General features: G+C 42.0%; 15 protein-coding genes and 3 tRNA genes. 10 read left to right on the top strand and 8 right to left on the bottom strand.

Annotated features, from left to right (window positions below):
- The first annotated feature begins 81 nt into the window (after positions 1-81).
- The 5 genes from GYA54_04825 (at position 82) to GYA54_04805 (ending at position 5462) form a co-directional block, all read left to right on the top strand.
- The gene (locus GYA54_04825; GenBank protein NMC52002.1) at positions 82-894 is read left to right on the top strand and encodes a tyrosine-type recombinase/integrase; all 813 of its coding nucleotides are present in this window, start codon (positions 82-84) and stop codon (positions 892-894) included.
- 83 nt (positions 895-977) lie between these two features.
- Entirely contained in the window at positions 978-3410 is a 2433-nt protein-coding gene (locus tag GYA54_04820; GenBank protein ID NMC52001.1) for a hypothetical protein, read from the top strand.
- Positions 3411-3487: 77 nt separating this feature from the next.
- Positions 3488-4105 carry a hypothetical protein gene (locus tag GYA54_04815; protein ID NMC52000.1) on the top strand — a complete coding sequence of 206 codons (618 nt, stop codon included), beginning with the start codon at positions 3488-3490 and terminating at the stop codon, positions 4103-4105.
- 33 nt (positions 4106-4138) lie between these two features.
- The gene (recA, locus tag GYA54_04810) at positions 4139-5173 is read left to right on the top strand and encodes a recombinase RecA (protein NMC51999.1); all 1035 of its coding nucleotides are present in this window, start codon (positions 4139-4141) and stop codon (positions 5171-5173) included.
- Between the two features lie 79 nt (positions 5174-5252).
- Positions 5253-5462 carry a hypothetical protein gene (locus GYA54_04805; GenBank protein NMC51998.1) on the top strand — a complete coding sequence of 70 codons (210 nt, stop codon included), beginning with the start codon at positions 5253-5255 and terminating at the stop codon, positions 5460-5462.
- Positions 5463-5539: 77 nt separating this feature from the next.
- On the opposite strand, the gene GYA54_04800 is transcribed toward GYA54_04805, so the two are convergent.
- From GYA54_04800 to GYA54_04765, 8 genes are all read right to left on the bottom strand, one after another.
- On the bottom strand, positions 5540-5776 hold the full coding sequence (locus GYA54_04800; protein ID NMC51997.1) for a 30S ribosomal protein S18: 237 nt from the start codon (positions 5774-5776) through the stop codon (positions 5540-5542).
- A gap of 6 nt (positions 5777-5782) precedes the next feature.
- Complete coding sequence (locus GYA54_04795; GenBank protein ID NMC51996.1) at positions 5783-6232, bottom strand: single-stranded DNA-binding protein; 450 nt, start codon at positions 6230-6232, stop codon at positions 5783-5785.
- 25 nt (positions 6233-6257) lie between these two features.
- On the bottom strand, positions 6258-6728 hold the full coding sequence (gene rpsF / locus GYA54_04790) for a 30S ribosomal protein S6 (protein ID NMC51995.1): 471 nt from the start codon (positions 6726-6728) through the stop codon (positions 6258-6260).
- 105 nt (positions 6729-6833) lie between these two features.
- Complete coding sequence (locus GYA54_04785; protein ID NMC51994.1) at positions 6834-7295, bottom strand: 23S rRNA (pseudouridine(1915)-N(3))-methyltransferase RlmH; 462 nt, start codon at positions 7293-7295, stop codon at positions 6834-6836.
- Positions 7296-7355: 60 nt separating this feature from the next.
- A tRNA-Pro gene (locus GYA54_04780) sits at positions 7356-7426 on the bottom strand.
- A gap of 50 nt (positions 7427-7476) precedes the next feature.
- A tRNA-Phe gene (locus GYA54_04775) sits at positions 7477-7548 on the bottom strand.
- Between the two features lies 1 nt (position 7549).
- Positions 7550-7626, bottom strand: a tRNA-Ile gene (locus GYA54_04770).
- An 80-nt stretch (positions 7627-7706) separates the two neighbouring features.
- The gene (locus tag GYA54_04765; GenBank protein ID NMC51993.1) at positions 7707-8912 is read right to left on the bottom strand and encodes a tyrosine--tRNA ligase; all 1206 of its coding nucleotides are present in this window, start codon (positions 8910-8912) and stop codon (positions 7707-7709) included.
- Positions 8913-9006: 94 nt separating this feature from the next.
- Between GYA54_04765 and GYA54_04760 the strand changes: the two genes are divergently transcribed.
- From GYA54_04760 to GYA54_04740, 5 genes are all read left to right on the top strand, one after another.
- On the top strand, positions 9007-11940 hold the full coding sequence (locus GYA54_04760) for a penicillin-binding protein (GenBank protein NMC51992.1): 2934 nt from the start codon (positions 9007-9009) through the stop codon (positions 11938-11940).
- Positions 11941-12032: 92 nt separating this feature from the next.
- Positions 12033-13331, top strand: coding sequence for a transcription termination/antitermination protein NusA (gene nusA / locus GYA54_04755; protein NMC51991.1), 1299 nt, complete (start codon positions 12033-12035; stop codon positions 13329-13331).
- Positions 13332-13411: 80 nt separating this feature from the next.
- Complete coding sequence (locus GYA54_04750) at positions 13412-15448, top strand: sodium-translocating pyrophosphatase (GenBank protein NMC51990.1); 2037 nt, start codon at positions 13412-13414, stop codon at positions 15446-15448.
- 234 nt (positions 15449-15682) lie between these two features.
- Complete coding sequence (locus tag GYA54_04745; protein NMC51989.1) at positions 15683-16078, top strand: hypothetical protein; 396 nt, start codon at positions 15683-15685, stop codon at positions 16076-16078.
- 14 nt (positions 16079-16092) lie between these two features.
- On the top strand, positions 16093-16422 hold the full coding sequence (locus GYA54_04740; GenBank protein ID NMC51988.1) for a hypothetical protein: 330 nt from the start codon (positions 16093-16095) through the stop codon (positions 16420-16422).
- Positions 16423-16905 lie beyond the last annotated feature (483 nt).

Here is a 16905-nt window from a genome sequence, read left to right as displayed (position 1 = left end):
TAACTAGTTGTTATCTATACTTTTTGATAGATAACAACAAAAATTTGTAGGTTATCTATACTTAGAGTATAATAAATGGGTATGATGAACCTCATTGATATTATAATTCAAGAGCTTAAATTGCGCAATTATAGCCCCAAAACCATAAAGAGCTATACTTTTGTAGCACGTGATTTGTATAATTGTTGCAAGAAACCATTGCGAGAATTGTCAATGGAAGAAATCAAAGACTATTTATTGAAAAAACAGGAAAAGAAAATGGCCAGTCAAACGATAGCCCTTTATGCCAACGCTATAAATTTTATTTTTCGTGATATTTATAAGAAGGATGGTTTTGAAAAGTTAAAACATCCCAAGAAAACCCAAAAATTGCCGGTGGTTTTGAGCCGGCAGGAAATTAAAAATATGATAGACTGTATTGAAAATTTAAAGCATAAACTTATAGTTGCCCTAGCTTATGGAGCGGGCTTGCGAGTGAGCGAGGTGGTGGGTTTAAAGGTAGCGGATATAGATGTCAAAGAATTGACTTTGTTGGTGAGACAAGGCAAGGGCAGGAAAGATCGTTTGACAATTTTGTCTAAAAAACTGGTAGCTGATCTAGAAAAAATAATGGCGGGTAAGAGGAGCGATGATTATATTTTTGAAAGTAATCGCGGCGGCCGATTGACCGAGGCTAGCGCGCAAAAGGTTTTTTATGCGGCTTTGAAAAAAGCGGGTATTAAAAAGCCGGCGAGTTTTCATAGTTTGCGCCATAGCTTTGCCACGCACCTCTTGGAAAACGGAGTGGATGTGCGCTATGTGCAAGAGCTTTTGGGGCATGCCAATATCAGGACAACACAAATATATACCAAAGTGACCAATCCAAGTTTGAAGAATATTAAGAGTCCGCTGTAAAAGTCCGTTATAATTGGGTTTGGCGGGAAAGCCAAAAAATGCTAAAATAATAAGGAATATAAGATTTAAAATTTTTAACAAATATGGCCAAAAAACGAGGAAAATTAGTGGAATTTGGGGAGGTAGAGCCACCAACCAGGAGAGGTATTTTGATCGTGGTTTTGATAGCTTTGTCCCTGCTTAGTCTTTTGTCTATCTTTGATCAGGCTGGGGCTTTTGGCCGGGCGGTTTTCCAGATTTTGAAAGCGATATTTGGCTGGGGTTTTTGGATATTTCCTTTGATTTTACTTTTAGCCAGCTATTTTGCTCTTTTTCCGCATAAGAATTTTTTTAAAGGCGCCAATTGGGTGGGCATGGCTTTGACAGTGATGGGATATTCGGCAATATTTCATCTGGTGCGTGAACCAAAGATGATAGATGAGGCCTTGGAGAGGGGAATTGGCGGTGGTTATTTTGGCTATGCTGTTTTGTGGCCGTTTTTGCAGATAATGGGCAGATGGGGGAGCCTGGTAGTGATGATAGCGATGCTCACAGTGGGGGTTCTGCTTTTATTTAATACAACCTTGGAAAATTTAATAGAAAGAATAACATTAAAAAATTTGAGGCAGAGAGTGAGAGAGTTTTTTCATTATCGTCGTCTTAAAAAAATAGAGAAAAGGATGGAAGAGATGGGCGAGAGCCCGGTAGTAGATTTTCAGGAGAGGGAGGTACCTGATGTCGAGGAGGGTCAAGAAGAAGTTGTCGATAAGGCAAAAGAAGAAGTGGGAACAGAAGCAGGAGAAATAGAAAATCAAACATTAGAGGAGGGGGGTGAAGGAGCGGAGACAAAGAAGGAGAGAAAAAAATATCCACCAGTTGTGTTGCCTATGAATTTATTGGATGGCAAGGAGGGGAAACCAACAGCTAGAGATATTGTTTTTTGTCAGGAGAAGATTAAAAAGACATTATCACATTTTGGTATTGAGGTAGAGATGGCTGGTTATGCGATCGGTCCGACAGTGACCCAATATACTTTTCGGCCGGCTGACGGAGTAAAGTTGTCCAGAATTTTGGCTTTGAGTAATGACCTGGCCTTGTCCTTGGCCGCGCATCCGATCAGAATTGAAGCGCCGATACCGGGCAAGTCCCTAGTCGGAGTAGAGGTACCAAATAGCAAGATAGCCATAGTGCCTCTCAGAAAAGTGCTTGAATCACAGGCCTTTAAAGAAAGAAAATCAAACATGACAATTGTTTTGGGGCAGGATGTGGCTGGCAATGCTTGTATGACTGATCTGACAAAGTTGCCCCACCTATTGGTGGCTGGGACGACTGGATCGGGGAAGACGGTTGGTTTGAATGCGATGATATTATCTCTTTTATACCAAAACCAGCCAGATGAGCTGAAGTTTATATTGGTTGATCCAAAAAGAGTAGAGATGCTTTCTTATGAGGGCATTCCTTATCTTCTATCGCCGGTGGTGACAGAGGTAAAAAAGACCATTAATGCTCTCCGGTGGACGATCAGTGAAATGGAGAGGCGGTTTCATGTTTTGTCTAATGCTGGGAAAAGAAATATTCAGAGTTATAATCAGTCATACCCGGCTGATAAGTTGCCATATATTGTTTTTATAATTGATGAGCTGGCTACATTGATGTCCGCGTCTGGTCCGGAGGTGGAAGCGGCGATTATCCGTTTGGCGCAGATGTCTCGAGCAGTTGGTATTCATCTTATATTGGCGACACAGAGGCCTTCCGTGGATATTATTACGGGCGTGATCAAGGCTAATATCCCCGGCAGAATAGCTTTTTCTGTGGCATCATTGACCGACTCTAGAACAATATTGGATTCATCTGGCGCAGAGAAGTTGATGGGTAGAGGAGATATGCTTTATACTTCGGCGGAGTTGTCCAAGCCAAAGAGAATACAAGGAGCATTTTGTTCTGATAGTGATATAGAAAATGTGACTGCACACTTGAGAAAGATTGGGGACCCTGATTATGTCGATGAGGTGACGGAAAAACAGCAAACATTGGGGCTTGGTGGGATTGTATTGAATGGAGATGACGATGGAGAGGAGGATCGATTGGAGGAAGCAAGGGATATAATTATAAATGACAGAAAAGCCTCGGCCTCATATTTGCAGAGAAAGATGAAGATCGGTTATGCCAGAGCGGCTAGGATTTTGGATTTATTGGAACAGCAAGGCGTGGTGGGTCCGGCCGATGGAGCAAAGCCCAGGGAGATATTAATAAAAACAGGAGAGAGAGATATAGCAGGGGAATATATAGAACAGGCGAGTGCAAGGGAACTAAAGCATGAAAACAACCGTCTACTGGAGGACGGACAGGTTGGCAAAATAGAACAGGAGGATGACTATTCAGGAGAGGGGAGTGAGGAGGAAATTGAAGAACAGGAATTGGCAGCTGAAGAGCTGGAAGAAAAAGAGGAAATATCAGATTCGGAAGAATCCGAGGAGATAGAGGAAGAAGCGGGAACAAAAGAAAACAAAACAGATGAAAATAAATATAATTTTTAAAAATGGTGGTTTTTAAACAGAAAAACATTATAGCGGTAAAGTCTTTAGGGGAGGACCTCGCAGAAGCGCGGCGCTCTTTGAATTTAACTTTACTTTCGGTGGAGAAGAAGGTCGGTGTTGGCAAAGAGTATTTGGAAGCCATAGAGAGTGGAGAGTGGCAGGTTTTACCGGGAGAGGTTTATGCTAGAAATTTTTTGAGAAGATATGCTGTATTTTTGGGATTGAGTGGGGAAAAAATTTTACAGAAATTTAAAGATGAGACAAGAAATCAAAATTTTTGGCCTAGGGTACAAAATTATCGTTTTGGGATTATCCCTAAAAAATTTTTTAACCTGCCAAAGTTTTTGAAAAATATAGGGGTGGGCATAGTGGCAATAACAGTAGTTTTTTATCTAGGTTTCCAGACGTGGTCATTATTAAAGCCACCGAGGATAGAGGTACTTTATCCCGAAGACAACTATGTCTCAAGGGCGGGAGAGATAAAAATGCTCGGACGGGCAGAAAATGGGTCAATAGTAACCATAAATGGTGAGACAGTAATGATAGACAAGTCTGGTTTTTTTACAATTGACATAAATTTAAATAAGGGTTTAAATGTAATTAAATTGGAGGCCAAAAAGAAATATGGTAGAAATGCAGTTGTTTTTAGGAGTGTCGTCGTGGAAGAAAAAAATCAGCCGGTGGCAGCTAAATAATATTAAATTATATTTATAATTAATTTGAGCGATATGCCAAAAAAACAAGAAATTGGGGAGGGGCTAGAGGGGGGAAAACAAAAAGCGGCCGAGTTGGCAATGGAGCAGATAAAGGAGAAGTTTGGCGAAGGGGCAATAATGAAATTTGGTGAGATAAAAAAATTAAAAGTACCGGTTATTCCGACAGGATGTTTGTCTTTGGATTTGGCACTTGGCGTCGGCGGATTGCCCAGGGGTAGAATCATTGAGATATATGGAGCTGAAGCGTCTGGCAAAACAACTGTTTCTCAACATGCAATTGCTAGCGTACAGCGTTCGGGTGGGGTAGCGGCTTTTGTTGATGCTGAGCACGCCTTGGATCCTGATTATGCAAAAAAAATAGGAGTCAAAGTTGATGAGCTTTTAATATCCCAGCCAGATAGTGGTGAACAAGCTTTAGAAATAGTAGAGACGCTGGTGCGTTCAGGTGGAGTAGATCTAATAGTAGTAGACTCGGTGGCGGCATTGACTCCAAGGGTGGAGATTGAGGGGGAGATGGGCCAGAGCCACATGGGCCTTCAGGCAAGATTGATGAGCCAAGCTTTGAGAAAGTTGACAGCGATTATAAGCAAGACCGAGACAACAGTAATATTTCTGAACCAAACAAGGCAAAAGATCGGGGTGGTGTTTGGCAACCCCGAGACAACAACCGGTGGTATGGCTCTCAAATTTTATGCTTCAGTAAGGATAGAATTGCGTCGGGCCGCTCAGATAAAAATGGGCGAGAATTTTATTGGGAATAGAGTTAAGGCCAAAATCGTGAAAAATAAAGTAGCACCGCCATTTAAGACCTGTGAGTTTGATATTATGTATAATGAAGGGATTTCTGTCACAGCTGATGTTTTGGACCGCGGGGTAGAAGAGGGGATAATCAATAAAGCCGGTAATTCATATAGCTATATGGAGACCAAATTGGGGGTGGGTAGAGAAAATGCCAAGAGATTTTTGAAAGAGAATATGAAAATTACCCGCGAGATAGCTGCCAAGATTTGGAATAAGGTCAAGGAAGATGAGGCAAGAGATGGATAGCAGGTAGTAGGTAGGCGAGTAGTCAGGTAGGAAAGTAGGGGATAAATAATTTAATAATTTAATAATTGAAGTTAATTTTATGGAAAGAGAAACAAGCAACATGTTTCAAACTGCATGGGGCAGCCTTACTGAGGATGAGCAAAAAGCAATGAAATATGCCCATTTTAGCTGGCCTGGAAAGAGTGAACACGCATTACCAAATCAGGAGGAATTAATAGAAAGCGCGACAGAAAAGCTCAAAAAAGCCGGTATTGATGTTGGAAATTTGAGTCAATATTTTGAAGCATAGAGTTGCGGTAATTATTTTGAGACTGATTTAATTATAAAATCACCCCGACTATAGTCGGGGTGATTTTTAGATAAAGATTATTTCCGGACAAATGGTAGGAGGCCCATTTCGCGACCGCGCTTGATAGCAGTAGAAACTTTGCGCTGGTGCTTGGCGCAGAGGCCAGTGCGACGGCCGGGGACGATACGACAATAGTGAGACATAAACCTTTGTAGGGTAGTGACGTCTTTATAGTTGATATTATCAATCTGATTAACACAGAAAAAACAGTGTTTATCAGGATTATTTTTTGTGGTGTTTTTAGTATTTATCATAAGTAATTAAAATGGTACTTCTTCAACTTTTATTTCCTCATTTCCTCCCATATCGCTTTCATCTATCTGGATGGTCGGCGTTTCGTCAGGTAGAGGAACACCGGCGCTAGTAGCTGGTCGGCTGGCACCTTTGCTATCAAGCATTATCAGGTTTTCAGCCACAATCTCAGTGATATAGCGCTTGTTGCCAGTCTGATCATCCCAAGAGCGGGTTTGCAGACGGCCTTCGATATAGACCTTTGATCCCTTGTGAAGGTATTGGCCACAGATGTCAGCTAGTTTTCTCCAGGCGACGATATTGTGGAATTCGGCTTTTTCTTGACGATTGCCAGAGGGGTCAGTCCATATATAATTGGTGGCAATAGAAAAAGAGGCAACAGAAGCCCCACTCGGAGTAGTGCGGACTTCTGGGTCCCTGGTGAGATTGCCAATCAGCGTGGCACGATTGAGGTTCATATTTTTTCGGTTAGTTAATTATAAATTAAATATCTTCTAATAATAATTCATCAATCTTGCGGTCAAGCTCCTGGATATCTACTTTGCCGTTGTCGTGTTCTTTCTCCTTTTTGGTTTCTGTCTCAGAGTTTGTTGTAATTTTTTCTTCTTGGTCTTCTTTGACCCCAGGGGCCATAGGGCTAGTGTGTGGTTGTTTGTAGTTTTGTTTTATAACAAGACGATGACGAATAATTTCCGGAATAAGTTTTATTTCTCCACTGATCATGTTGGCTGAGGCAGTATCTGAATTGAAGTGGGTTAATAAATAGTAGCCATGCCTGGCACCCTTGACGGCGTAGGAGAGTTTCTTTTTGCCCATATCCTCTTCTTTGGTGATAGCACCATTATATTTTGATATTATGGAGGTTATTTTTTCTCTTGTGCCATTAACTTCCTCTGGAGAAAAAGTGATGGGCAGAAAGTAGAAAAGCTCGTATTCTTTAGATATTTTACTCATAAAAACAATAAATAAACAGTTAATATTTATATTTTACCTTAACATATTTGTTTAAAAAAGGCAAGGGGAAGATAGACAGGTAGGCCGGTAGGGGGTAGGGCGGTATTAATAGTGGTAGGGGAGGTCTTTGATGATGGTAAAAGCGCGGTAGAGCTGTTCAAACATTATGGTCCTAACCATTTCGTGGGTAAAGGTCAGATTAGAGAGAGACCAGACAAAATTTGCCTTTTGAACCGATTCTTTTGAAAGCCCGAAAGTACCACCAATAACAAAGGTTATATTTTTGGATTGCGATTGCCACAACTCTAATTTGGCAGCCATTTCTTCAGAGGATGGGGTTTTGCCAGATTTATCTAGGATAACGATATAATTATTGGATTTATTCAAGTGCTCTATCAGTTTTTTTGATTCTAGCCGGATGCACTCATGGGGTGTTTTGTTTTTAATAGGGGGGATAATTTTGATTTCATATTTAACAAAATGACTAAGGCGTTCAAGATATTCTGCTTCAGTTGCTTGCCAGATTTTGGCATGGGTTTTATCAACAAAAAGGAAAGTAAATTTCATAAGAATTAAAGTTTTTTAAAACCGTGGGGGACACGGTTTTGAATTATTCATAAGCTCATTTCGGGCTGCTGGGAATTGAACCCAGTCAACATGCTCCCAAAGCATGCGTACTACCGGTATACGACAGCCCGTTGTAAATTGGGCGCGGGCATTACCCGCGCCCAATTTAATGATAGCAATATGCCGAGAGGCAGAGTCGAACTGCCGACGCAAGGATTTTCAGTCCTTCGCTCTACCGCTGAGCTACCTCGGCCTGGTGCGCGCACCTGGAATCGAACCAGGGACCTCAACATTATCAGTGTTGCGCTCTAACCAGCTGAGCTATGCGCGCATAAAAACTCAAAAACCATTATATTGGCTTATTATAATGGTTTTATAGTATAATTTTATGGTTAAAAAGTCAACCCTTTGTTATCTAATTATAAGTTTGGCAAATTTTCTTTTACCAACCTTTAGAATGTCGTTTGTTTCCGGGCTAATATTACTTTTCCAATTATTGATCATGGCAGTACCAAGTTTAACCGCGTTTTGTTCTACCAGCCTTTTAGCTTCGCCCTTGCTCGAGGCTAGTTTGGCAATCATTATAAGGTCAATGATGTTATATGGTTGTTTTTTTATAATTATCTCTGTAAGGTTGTCTGGATTTTCTTTGTTTTTAAAGATTTTATTAAATTCTGCCTCGGCTTCTAGGGCTTTTTGTTTGGAATGATAAAGAGTAACAATTTCTTTGCCTAGTTGGGCCTTGAGATCGCGCGGGTTCACGTCATTTTCAAGCATTTTTTTTATATCTTCTATTTCTTTTAGGGTGGCATTGGTGCAAAGTTCAAAACCGAGAGCAATCATTTCATCGCCCCAGCTCATAATTTTGCCAAACATGTCGGTGGGGGAGTCAGAGAGGGTAATCATATTGCCCTCAGTCTTGCCCATTTTTTTGCCGGTGGGGTCAGCTAGGAGTTTGGTTGTTAAAACAAATTTTTCTTTACCCCTCATGGCTTTCATCAGGTCTCTCCCAGAGAGCATATTAAAAGTTTGATCATTGCCGCCGATTTCACCGTCAACATCCATAGCGACAGAATCATAGGCTTGCATCAGAGGATAAAGGAACTCATGTAAGGCGATGGGGTTGCCAGCTTTTAATCTTTTATCAAAGAGATCACGGGCGAGCATTTGCTGAACGGTAAAGTTGGAGGCAATCTCAATAATATCTGTAAATTTTAGTTTGCCCAGCCAGTCATTGTTGAATTTAAAGGTGGCGGGATTTTTGCCGTGGAGATTTAGAATCAAGGAAATTTGTTTTTGATAATTTTTTATGTTTTGAGCGATTTCTTTGGTGGAGAGTCTTTTTCTCGTATAACTTTTGTCCGGGTCGCCACAAAGAGCAGTGAAGTCGCCAATCAGGAGAATAACCCGGTGGCCTAAATCTTGGAAAGCACGGAGTTTGCGCAAGGGGATGGCGTGACCGATATGGAGTTCTGGGCCAGTCGGGTCAATGCCAAGATAGATGGTTAATTTTTGGCCACTAGTGAGGTTTTTTTCAAGAAATTCACGATCGGGATAGATATTGGCGATACCTTTTTCTAAGAGTTCTTTTATTTGTTCATCCTTGCTTTTTTGCATAAATTTAGTCAAAATATTGATATTACCATTTTAGCTTAATATTGGTATAATATCAATAAGCATTAAAAATTTTAAAAATTAAAGATTATAATTTATGCCGATACCGGCATTAAAGGTAAAATCCCCGAGAAGTTGGGAGGACAAAGGCCGTTTTAGTGATAGCATGATTGCTCAAAGGCGAGCAGCGGTGGGGAGAAGAGAAGAGATAAAAAAACCCTTGGGTGGCGGGTATTATCGTCGTCGAGGAGAGAGGGAAAAGAGTTATCCTAGATTTTTTAGAAAATTATTAAAATTGGCAGGAGTTGGAATAATAGCTTTGGTGATTTTTGTATTAGGTGCGCTGATGTATTATTCTGGCAAGGTGCCAACAAGAGAAGAGATGATAATTGCATCTCAGGGGTCAGCGACCAAGATTTATGACCGTACTGGTGAACATATACTTTATTTTTTATCAGGCAGCGAGAAGAGAGTGTGGGTGCCATTAGACCAAATACCAGAGCATGTGAGATGGGCAGTAATAGCGATAGAGGATGATCAGTTTTATGAACATCATGGTTTTGATTTTCCAGCTTTAGTAAAAGTGGCTTTGCATGAGATTTTTGGGATTGGCCCGCAAAGAGGGGGCTCAACCATTACTCAGCAGTTGGTAAAAAATGCCGTTCTTTCACCGGAGAAAACTTATAAGCGTAAGCTGAAGGAATTAATTTTTTCCTATTATTTAGAAAAGAAATTTAGTAAGGATGAAATTTTAGAATTGTATTTTAATGTGGTACCCTATGGCTCGACGGCTTATGGGGTAGAGGCAGGAGCAGAAACATATTTTGGCAAAAAGGCCCAGGATTTAACGGTGGGTGAAGGGGCGATTTTGGCGGCGATGCTTCAGGCAACAACTTATTATTCACCCTATGGCTCACATGTTGAAGAATTGATGGCGAGGCAAAAATTTGTTTTAAAGAAAATGAGAGATCTTGGCTATATTAGCGAGGAACAGAGAGCGGCGGCGGAAGGTGAGAAGTTGGAGTTTAAAAGGTTATCACAGAGTGTTGTTGCTCCTCATTTTACTTTATATATAAAGGAGCTCTTGGCGGAAAAGTATGGAGAAGAAATGGCAGAGAAGGGTGGTCTCAAAGTAATAACTACACTTGATTTTGATAAACAGAAAATAGCTGAGGAGGCAATTGCGGCGGGGGTAGAGAGGAATGAAAAGAAAAACGGAGCTCACAATGCATCTTTGGTTTCAATAAATCCAAAAACAGGGGAGGTTTTTGCTATGGTGGGCTCTAGAGATTATTTCAATGAAGAGTATGATGGGGCGGTAAATGTGGCGATGAGACCGAGACAACCGGGATCATCTTTCAAGCCGATTGTTTACGCAGCTTCTTTTTTGGAGGGGTTTTCGCCGGAAACTATTTTATTTGATACAAAAACAAAATTTCCTACAGAAACGGGAAAAATTTATGAACCCAATAATTATGATGGGACGGAACACGGGCCAGTTTCAATTAGAAAGGCCTTGGCTGGCTCTTTAAACATACCAGCGGTTAAGACAATTTATGTGGTGGGGATAAACAAGGTGCTGGATTTGGCAGAGAAAATGGGTTATACCACTTTGGGAGACCGATCAAGATTTGGACTGTCTTTGGTGTTGGGGGGTGGAGAAGTGAAACTAGTAGACCACATAAAAGCTTTTTCTGTTTTTGCCAACAATGGAGTAAAAAATGATTTACAATATATTTTGAAAGTAGAAGATAAGGGCGGTGAGGTGCTCGAAGAATTTAAACCAGAAGAAAACAAGGGGGAAGAGGTTTTGGATTCACAAGTAGCCAAACAAATAAATAGTATTTTATCTGATAATGGTTCCAGAGCGTGGATTTTTGGGGAGAAAAATTATTTGACATTACCAGATAGGCCAGTGGCGGCTAAGACCGGGACCACCAACGATTTTCATGATGGTTGGACCATGGGCTATACACCGAGCTTGGCAACGGGCGTCTGGGTGGGCAATAATGATAATAAAGCAATGACCGGTAAAGCCGATGGGAGCATTGTGGCGGCGCCAATTTGGAATGAATATATGAAGAGGGCACTTGAGGGCACGCCAGTAGAAAATTTTGAGCAGCCAGAGAACAAACCCTTGCCCAACAAGCCAATGTTGAATGGTCAGGCGGCGGATGAAGTGACGGTAAAGATAGACAAGACAACAGGTAAATTGGCAACTGATTTGACCCCGGCCAATTTAATTGAAGAGAGAAAATATCGCCAGGGGGTACATTCTATTTTGCATTATGTGACGCCAGGCGATATTCTCGGACCAATACCAATAGAGCCAAGCAAAGATCCGGCCTATGCGGCTTTTGAAGAGGGAGTTAGACTGTGGGCCGAAAAAAACAATTATATTAACATAGAAAATCCGCCAACAGAACTTGACGATGTGCACACCGAAGAAAACCGTCCAAGCATAGAAATAATTTCACCCAAAGATGGGGCTACTTTTTATGAGCCAAATTTTGAGGTGAGTGTGGAGTCTGGTGCTAGGCGGGGAGTGGATAGAGTAGAATATTATATTGATAATGAGCTTATTGGTACTCAAAAAAATTATCCTTTTGGATTTGCTAATTATCAGTTGATCGGATTTGAGAATGGTGAACATTTTTTGAAAGCAATAGCTTATGATGATGTGGGTAATTCTCGAGAGATGAATATCAAGATTTATATTAATTTGCCAGCTGGTTATGCCAAGCCAGTTAGTTGGATTGTGCCGACTGATGGCAAAGAATTTTATGTAGGGCAGTTTCCTTTCAATTTAAAGGTAAAAATTGATAGTTATTCTTTATTTAGTAAAATAGATTTTTATAGTCAAAAACAGGGTGAAGAATCGGTCTGGCTAGGTTATAAAGAAGTGAGAGGCGCAGAAGCCAGTTTGTTGTTAACCGAGTTGTCAGGTGGTGACTATAATTTATATACTGTGATAACTGGGACAAACAGTAGGACTATAAGGGAAGATGGGATTAGGATAAAAGTGAGATAAGTGACCATTATTTGACCATTTTACAATAATTATGTATAATGATTTTAGCTAGTTTAGATGATAAACTAGCTTTAATTATTGATTTTAATAGTATGGCTTCAGAATTAACACAGGCGATCAAACAGGTATGTGAAGAAAAAAAGATACCTGTTGAGTCAGTGGTAGAGACAATTGAGTCGGCTCTGGGCGCTGCTTATCGTAAAGATTTTGGTAATAAATTACAAAATATCAAAGTCAATTTTGATATGGAAACTGGCGGATTTAAGGTTTTTGATATTAAGGAAGTAGTGGAAGATGAGCTTAAGGCCGAGTATGAAAAATTGAAAGAGGAGCGGATGAAATTGGCTGAGGATATCGCTGCTGGATTGGTAAAGCCACCAGAGAAGAAAGAAGAGGAGCACGAGTTGGAGGAGACGGAAGTAGGTGAGGATGAAACAAAGAGATTTAACCCAAAAACAATGGTTAGCTTGAGTGAGGCAAAGGAGATAAAGAAATCAGTCAAGCTGGGAGAAGAACTGGTGCAAGAATTGGTAGTGCCGGGCGATTTTGGCAGGATGGCAGCGCAGACTGCCAAACAGGTGATAATTCAGAAATTGAGAGAGGCAGAAAGGAATACTATTTTTGAAGAATATCAAGATAAGATTGGGGAGCTTTTGAATGGCACAGTACAAAGACAGGAAGGAAAGATTGTATTGGTTGATTTTGGTAATACGACAGCGGTCATGCCAATCGAGGAAGGGATAAGAACAGAAAATTATCGGCCAGGAGCGAGATTTAAATTTTATTTAAAAAATGTAGAACAGGGCCCGAGAGGTCCAAGGATTATAGTGTCGAGAGCCCATCCGGAAATTTTGCGCAAGTTGTTTAAATTGGAAGTGCCGGAGATAGCAGCTGGCACGGTTCAGATAAAGAGTATTGCCAGAGAAGCCGGGTCGAGGTCAAAAATAGCAGTAGTTGCCAAAGAAGAAAACGTGGATCCGATCGGGTCTTGCGTGGGGCAGAGAGGCACAAGAGTACAAACAATTATTGGTGAGCTTGGCGGAGAAAAAGTAGACATTATTGAGTGGGTAGAAGACCCAGCCAAATTTATTGCTAAGGCCCTTTCGCCGGCAAAAGTATTGAGGGTAGAGGTGTCTAAGGGGGAAGAGAAAAAGCAAGAGGCTGGAAGCGAGGAGGAAGAACATATAAACAGAGAGGCAAAGGTTTATGTTTTGCCGGATCAACTCTCTTTGGCAATTGGCAAAGAAGGACAAAATGTGAGATTGGCAGCCAAGTTGACTGGTTGGAGGATAGATATAATTGAGGAAGGTGGAGAGGAAGGCAAAGAGGTGGTAACAGCAGAGCCAGAAGCAGGCGTAGAGACAGCAGTAGAGGTGTCAGACGAAAAATAATTATAATAAAGTATTAGAAATCAATATTATAAATTAATTTTGTCAGTTCGAAACAAGAAGCTGACAGAGGAGAAATGTTTATGGAATTGGTTTTAGTTTTTTTGATTAGCATCGTGGGTTTGGTGGTATCTTTTCTTTTGGCAAAACATGTTTTAAAGAAAGATCAAGGTACAGACCAAATGCAAGAAATCGCCAAGGCGATCAAGGAGGGTGCTATGGCTTTTTTAAAAAGGCAATATACCACCATAGCGATAATTACTGCCATTGGTACAATTATTATTTTTGGTATTTATGCACTTTCCGGTGATTGGGTTCTGGGTGTAAAGACAGCAGTGGCCTTTTTGGTGGGAGCTTGTTTTTCTGGGTTGGCTGGTTATATCGGTATGTATATTTCAGTCAGAGCCAACGTGAGGACAGCGGCGGCGGCGACCAAAGATATTGATGCGGCTGTAAAAGTGGCAATGCGCGGTGGAGCAGTGGCAGGATTTTTGGTGGTAGCTCTTTCGTTGCTTGGGGTGGCCGGCTTATTTGTGCTTTATGGCGGCTTGAAAAACCCCGAGGGAGCTCCTTTGACCATAGTGGGTTTTGGTTTTGGAGCATCACTCGTGGCTTTATTTGCCCAACTCGGCGGGGGTATTTATACCAAGGCGGCTGATGTGGGCGCTGATTTGGTTGGTAAGGTTGAAGCGGGCATACCAGAAGACGATATTCGCAATCCCGCGGTGGTGGCTGATTTGGTGGGGGACAATGTGGGCGATTGTGCGGGCAGAGGAGCAGATCTTTTTGAGAGTACGGCGGCAGAGAATATCGGGGCGATGATCCTCGGCATTGCGCTTTATCCTATTTTTGGTATTGGCGGAATTTTATTTCCTTTGGTGGCTAGAGCTTTTGGTTTGATTGCTTCTGTTTTGGGTGTGTTCTCGGTGAAAGTAAAAGGAGAAGAAGACCCAATGAAGGCTTTGAATAGGGGTTTTTATGTGACAGCTTTGGTGGCCCTCATAGGATTTGCGGTGGCTACTTATTGGTTATTACCGAGCCACTGGATGTGGTTTTTGGCTTGTGGTTTGGTAGGGTTGGCAACTAGCATCGCTTTTTTGTATGTGACCCAATATTATACTGAATATAAATATCGTCCAGTAAAATCAATTGCTGAAGCTTCTAAAACAGGGTCAGCAACTAATATCATTTCTGGTTTCTCGGTAGCTTTGGAGAGTACAGCAGTGCCAGCATTGATTATTAGTGCGGCGCTGCTTGGCTCTTATTTGATTGGCAAGGCATCAGGACTCTCCAGCGGGGGTCTTTATGGCACAGCGGTGGCGACGATGGGAATGCTCGCTACGGCTGGCTATGTTTTGGCCATGGATACATTTGGGCCGATTACTGATAATGCTGGTGGTATCGTGGAGATGTCTGGAGCTGATGCTAATGTCAGGAAAATCACCGACAGATTGGACGCAGTGGGCAATACAACCAAAGCTTTGACCAAGGGCTATGCAGTCGGCTCTGCAGCTTTGGCGGCTTTCCTTTTATTCTCAGCGTTTTTGACTGATGCAAAGCTTTCTAGCATTGATCTGGCCAAGCCAGCTGTTTTTGTGGGCGGATTTTTGGGGGCAGCTTTAATATTTATTTTTTCATCTTTGGCGATCAGGGCGGTCGGTCGTGGTGCTTATTATATTATCAATGAAGTCAGAGACCAGTTTAAAAATAATCCGGGCATTATGGATGGCAGTGTAAAACCAGATTATGCCAAGTGCGTGGATATTACTACGAGAGGCGCGTTGAAAGAGATGGTGGCACCGGGACTCGTAGCCGTGATCGTGCCAATAGTGATTGGTTATGTTTTTAAAGCAGAGGCAGTCGGGGCGACTTTGATGGTCGGGACGATTGTCGGGGTGCTCATGGCTCTGGTTTTGAATAATGGCGGTGGTGCTTGGGACAATGCCAAGAAATTTATAGAAGCAGGCAATATGGGTGGTAAGGGGTCGGAGACACATAAAGCCACAGTGGTAGGTGATACAGTTGGTGATCCATTTAAAGACACAGCCGGACCATCACTTCATGTGTTGATAAAATTGTTATCAACTTTGACCTTGGTGATGTTGCCTTTATTTATGTAGCATTAATGGACAAACAGATTGAGAGCGGCTGAAAGCCGCTCTTTTGTTTTCTTGACTTTTGGGGTGAGTGGGGGTAAATTGATAAAAAATGGCAATAAATTAAAAAAATAAAAATTTTATAACCAAAAGAGTAGGAGGACTTATGTTTAGAGAAGAGATCGTTGAGGTAGTGACCACTTTTTTTGTTCCTGGTGGTGAACCACAAATTTTTAATCAACCTAGGGGGGCAGAAATATGAGTGTATATCTGGTAGATCGAGCAGGGTATCCCTTGACGCCAGAGCTTCTGGCTCAGGTGGCGAGCGGAGACTTTGATTTCGAAGTTTCCATAGCAGAAACCAATCCTGATCTGGTGGGGGTATTTGGAGGGCAAGCAGAAATACCCCTCACTGCAGAGGAGGCGACTAATCTGGTTAATGATAATTTCAAACCGTTGATGGAAAGTGATAAAGGAGAATGGATGGAAGTGGAGTTTGCGGCTGGCCGATGCCGGATTCCTTGGGCGGATTTTTTTGAGAACCTTTGCTCGTTTGTTCCCGACGATGGTGATAGGTATGCAGGCGACGAGGCTTTACCAAGCGAGGACGAGTATGGGCACGCTCCGATTGAAACCTACATGGGAATTATTTGATGGGGAGGTGATCAATGCAGGCAATAGATCAAATTTTTCTTGCGCGGATGGTCGACGGTGAGTTTCCTGAATTGTCGGAAGCGGACTGGCAAAAGGTCCAGCGTGGCGAACAGGATTTTCATGTTTTTGTGGTGGCAGGGGCCAATGCCGGCGACTTTTTTGGCGGAGGCCCGGTCATGCTTGCCAGAGATGAGGCAACAGATTTGGTTAACGATCGGTTGCCGCCCACAGAAGATTCATTCCGGAGAGAGGGAGAAATTTGGTGGGAGTTGGTTTTTCGCGATGGTTCTAGGCGCTGGATCGACGATGTCAGTTATGAATTTCGAATAACAAAGGAGGAATAAAAAACGAGGACCCTGCGCAAAAGCGTAGGGTCCTAATTTTTTTTAATGGGGGATTTGAGCGAGTGCAGAGTCGAGGCCAAAGTTGACGATAGTCAATACTTTGGACATGGCCGCGACTAATTGCTCAAACACCCCAGGAAGGAGCCAATGTAGCACCAGTAGAGTTAGGGCTAGCGACAGAGCTCCGCTAAACGCCTTGAACATAATTGTGGCGTTAATTAATAACGGAAGTGCTTGGCCCCAGGGTGACGAATCCCCGGTGCTACCAACACTGGTTCTCCTTTTGCCAGTGTGCCCTTCCAGCAGCTGATTTAATAAAATTAATAAAAACAGTTGTGGGAAGGTATTGGGATTTTTTAAAAGAGCTGTTTTGAAAACAAAATCCCGCTAAAACAGAGTTCTTGCGGGATTGTTAATGTTCGGTTTGGAAAATGGTTATAAGGGAGATTTAGAGCCATTTTCTAGGCCGGACATTGGGCTATT

It is taken from the genome of Candidatus Kuenenbacteria bacterium (genome assembly GCA_012797775.1).
GTDB lineage: Bacteria > Patescibacteriota > Patescibacteriia > UBA2196 > GWA2-42-15 > JAAZMX01.
This window is presented reverse-complemented; position numbering and strand designations above follow the sequence as displayed.

What these genes read in the sequence shown, in the direction of transcription:
- GYA54_04765 (NMC51993.1), bottom strand. Translation starts at nt 8,912, where the DNA reads ATGCAAAAAAGCAAGGATGAACAAATAAAAGAACTCTTAGAAAAAGGT.
- GYA54_04785 (NMC51994.1), bottom strand. Translation starts at nt 7,295, where the DNA reads ATGAAATTTACTTTCCTTTTTGTTGATAAAACCCATGCCAAAATCTGG.
- GYA54_04750 (NMC51990.1), top strand. Translation starts at nt 13,412, where the DNA reads ATGGAATTGGTTTTAGTTTTTTTGATTAGCATCGTGGGTTTGGTGGTA.
- recA (NMC51999.1), top strand. Translation starts at nt 4,139, where the DNA reads ATGCCAAAAAAACAAGAAATTGGGGAGGGGCTAGAGGGGGGAAAACAA.
- GYA54_04800 (NMC51997.1), bottom strand. Translation starts at nt 5,776, where the DNA reads ATGATAAATACTAAAAACACCACAAAAAATAATCCTGATAAACACTGT.
- GYA54_04740 (NMC51988.1), top strand. Translation starts at nt 16,093, where the DNA reads ATGCAGGCAATAGATCAAATTTTTCTTGCGCGGATGGTCGACGGTGAG.
- GYA54_04825 (NMC52002.1), top strand. Translation starts at nt 82, where the DNA reads ATGATGAACCTCATTGATATTATAATTCAAGAGCTTAAATTGCGCAAT.
- GYA54_04795 (NMC51996.1), bottom strand. Translation starts at nt 6,232, where the DNA reads ATGAACCTCAATCGTGCCACGCTGATTGGCAATCTCACCAGGGACCCA.
- GYA54_04820 (NMC52001.1), top strand. Translation starts at nt 978, where the DNA reads ATGGCCAAAAAACGAGGAAAATTAGTGGAATTTGGGGAGGTAGAGCCA.
- GYA54_04745 (NMC51989.1), top strand. Translation starts at nt 15,683, where the DNA reads ATGAGTGTATATCTGGTAGATCGAGCAGGGTATCCCTTGACGCCAGAG.
- GYA54_04760 (NMC51992.1), top strand. Translation starts at nt 9,007, where the DNA reads ATGCCGATACCGGCATTAAAGGTAAAATCCCCGAGAAGTTGGGAGGAC.
- rpsF (NMC51995.1), bottom strand. Translation starts at nt 6,728, where the DNA reads ATGAGTAAAATATCTAAAGAATACGAGCTTTTCTACTTTCTGCCCATC.
- nusA (NMC51991.1), top strand. Translation starts at nt 12,033, where the DNA reads ATGGCTTCAGAATTAACACAGGCGATCAAACAGGTATGTGAAGAAAAA.
- GYA54_04805 (NMC51998.1), top strand. Translation starts at nt 5,253, where the DNA reads ATGGAAAGAGAAACAAGCAACATGTTTCAAACTGCATGGGGCAGCCTT.